The 3,012-nt window shown below is 61.6% G+C and carries 1 protein-coding gene; it reads left to right on the top strand.

Going from position 1 to position 3,012, the window contains the following annotated elements:
* Positions 1–473 precede the first annotated feature (473 nt).
* A complete protein-coding gene (locus IK083_10845; protein MBR4750049.1) occupies positions 474–2,654 on the top strand; it encodes a hypothetical protein in 2,181 nt (726 codons plus the stop codon).
* Positions 2,655–3,012: the final 358 nt, after the last annotated feature.

Raw genomic sequence — 3,012 nt, 5'->3', positions numbered from 1 at the left:
CTTCACTTCGTTCAGGGCGCCGAGATGACGTCTGTTGTTGTACGGGACACTGCGGCCCTCACCGCCGAAGTGACGTTGAACTTGAACGGGACAACATTGCCCTCGCCGCCGGGGGGGGGCCGTATCGCGGGGCAGGGAAAACCCTCGTCAGCGCTTCTCCCTGTCCCGTTGGGCCGGTCCATGGCCCGGGCTCGCGGTCCGTCCTCAGGGGATCTCTTACCGCCCTTCACTTCGTTCAGGGCGCCGAGATGACGTCCATTGTTGAACGGGACACTGCGGCCCTCACCGCCGAAGTGACGTTGAGCTTGAACGGGACAGAGTGCGCCTTTCCCCTTCTCTCCGGGCCGCCTCTCCCGATTTTTCTGCTTCCGCGGGGCAAAAAAGAGGGGCCGGGCGGCGTTTCCTCCGGGCGTAATATGCTATAATGGAGTTAAGAGGGGCGCGGCCCCCATTACAGAGACAAGGAGCAATGAATGAAGATCATGTTAGTTATCGCCACCCTTGCGGTATTGCTTCTGAGCGCGGCGGCCTTTGCCGTGGACAGAGGCGACCCGGACCAGAAGAACGAGACCACCACCTTTCAGGAGGCGGCGCCCTACGGCGACACCATCGACATCAAGAGCGACGTGGTCATGGTTTACGGCATAGGCGGCTGCGAGGAGCGGATCGCCAAGTGGAAGGACCGGGGCTACATCACCCACCTCATGACCGGCGTCAGCTGGGGCGGCTATCAGGACTTTCTCTTCGGAGAATGGGACGGCGTGAACCATGAGGACTGCGGCCAGGTGGATATGAACGGCAACGAGATCAACCACGGCCCCACGGTGCCCTACATGGTGCCTGTCAGGTCCTTTGGCAAATATCTGTCCGAGGGCGTGAAGAAGGCCATCGACGCGGGCGCCGACGCCATATTTCTGGAAGAGCCCGAGTTCTGGGCGAGGGCCGGCTACAGCGAAGCCTTCAAGCGGGAATGGCAGGACTACTACGACGAGCCCTGGCAGGCCCAGCACACCACTCCCGACGCCCAGTACCGTTCCAGCAAGCTGAAGTATTATCTCTACAGAAGAGAGCTGACAGAGGTCTTCAACTTTGTGCGGGAGTATTCGAAGGAGATAGGCAGAGACATCAAGTGCTACGTGCCCACCCACTCCATGGTCAACTACGCCTGGTGGAAGATAGTGTCCCCCGAGGCCTCCCTGGTGCAGATAGACGGTTGCGACGGCTACATAGGCCAGGTGTGGACCGGCACCAGCCGCACCGCCAATTTTTACAAGGGCGTGGCCAAGGAGCGCACCTTTGAGAGCGCTTTTTGCGAATACGGCGTGCTGAACAACCTGGTCCGCTCCACCGGCAAGCGCATGTATTACCTGAACGACCCCGTGGAGGACAACGGCAGCTACTGCTGGGACGACTACAAGATGAACTACGAGTCCACCCTGACGGCCTCCCTGCTGTGGACCGACGTGTATCACTATGAGGTGATGCCCTGGGCCAGCAGAGTGTTCAACGGCAAATATCCCGCCCGGAACCTGAGGGACCTGGGCCCCGACGAGGACCCCAACTCCATCCCCAGAGAGTCCATCCCGGACCACTATTCCTCCGAGCTGATGGCCATCTGCATGGAGCTCAATCACATGAACCAAAAGCGCATCAAGTGGGACTGCGGCACCCTGCAGCAGGGCGTGCTGGTCAGCGACACCATGATGTTCCAGAGGATGGACCCCACCCCCTCCGACGGCGCCTTCGGCAACTTTTTCGGCATAGCCATGCCGCTGATCAAGAGAGGCATGCCCGCGGGCCCCGTGCAGCTGGAAAACGTGAACATCAAGGACTATCTCAAGCCCTACAAGGTGCTCTACGTGACCTATGAAGGCATGAATCCTCCCAGAGAAGAGTGCCACACCTACCTGGCCGACTGGGTGAAGAAGGGCGGCGTGCTGGTCTTCATCGACGACGACAAGGACCCCTACAACCACGTGAAGGAATGGTGGAACCAGGACGGCAAGAACTATGACTTCCCCAGACAGCATCTCTTTGAGGCGCTGGGAGCCGAGGACAAGGAAGGCCTGCAGCAGATAGGCAAGGGCGCCCTCATCTACAGAGCCGTGAGCCCCACCGCCCTGACCAAGATACCCAACGGCGCCGACATCATGGCCGGCATAGGCAAGGAAGCCTGCCGGGCCGCCGGCATCAAGTGGAAGGAGACCAATTACTTTGTGCTCCACAGAGGCCCCTACGTCATAGGCGCAGGCCTGGACGAGAGCGAGGACTCCTCCGTGAAGACCCTGAAGGGCAAATACGTGGACATCTTTGACAGCGAGCTGCCGGTCATCTACTCCGTGAGCCTGGAGCCCGGCAAGAGAGTGCTGCTGAAGGACCTGGCCGGATATTCCAGGACCAAGGGAGCCGTGGTGGCCTCCTCCTCCAAGATACTGCAGGAGAGATACTCCGCCGGCACCCTCACCTTCACCTCCGAGGGCCCCGACAAGACCACTTGCCGCACCAGGATCATCCTGCCCTCCGAGCCCGTGTCCGTGACCTGCTCACAGCCCGGCGTGGAAGTACAGCAGCAGTGGGACGCCAAGTCCGGCACACTGCTCCTGAAGTATCCCAACAGCCCTTATCCCTACGCCTTCACCGTCAAGGTGAAATAAAAGCCGCCGCGCTTCTCCGCCGTCATCCCAGCGGCAGCCTGCGGGCTGCCGTTGGAGAACTGTGGGGGCACCGACGGCCAAAGGCCGTTGGGGGGTCCACGCGGCGGAGAGTAACGAGCGCTGCGATTGAGCGTTGCCCCGGCAGAGGGACGTGCTCCGCTTCTTCGCCGTCATCCCGGCGGCAGCCTGCGGGCTGCCGTTGGAGAACTGTGGGGGGACCGACGGCCAAAGGCCGTTGGGGGGTCCACGCGGCGGAGAGTAACGAGCGCTGCGATTGAGCGCTGCCCCGGCAGAGGGACGCGCTTCGTTTCTTCGCCGTCATCCCAGCGGCAGCCTGCGGGCTGCCGTTGGAGAACTG

The organism is Abditibacteriota bacterium (genome assembly GCA_017552965.1).
Lineage (GTDB): Bacteria > Armatimonadota > UBA5829 > UBA5829 > UBA5829 > RGIG7931.
Note: the sequence above shows the minus strand (reverse complement) of the source record. Positions and strands in the feature narration are given on the sequence as shown.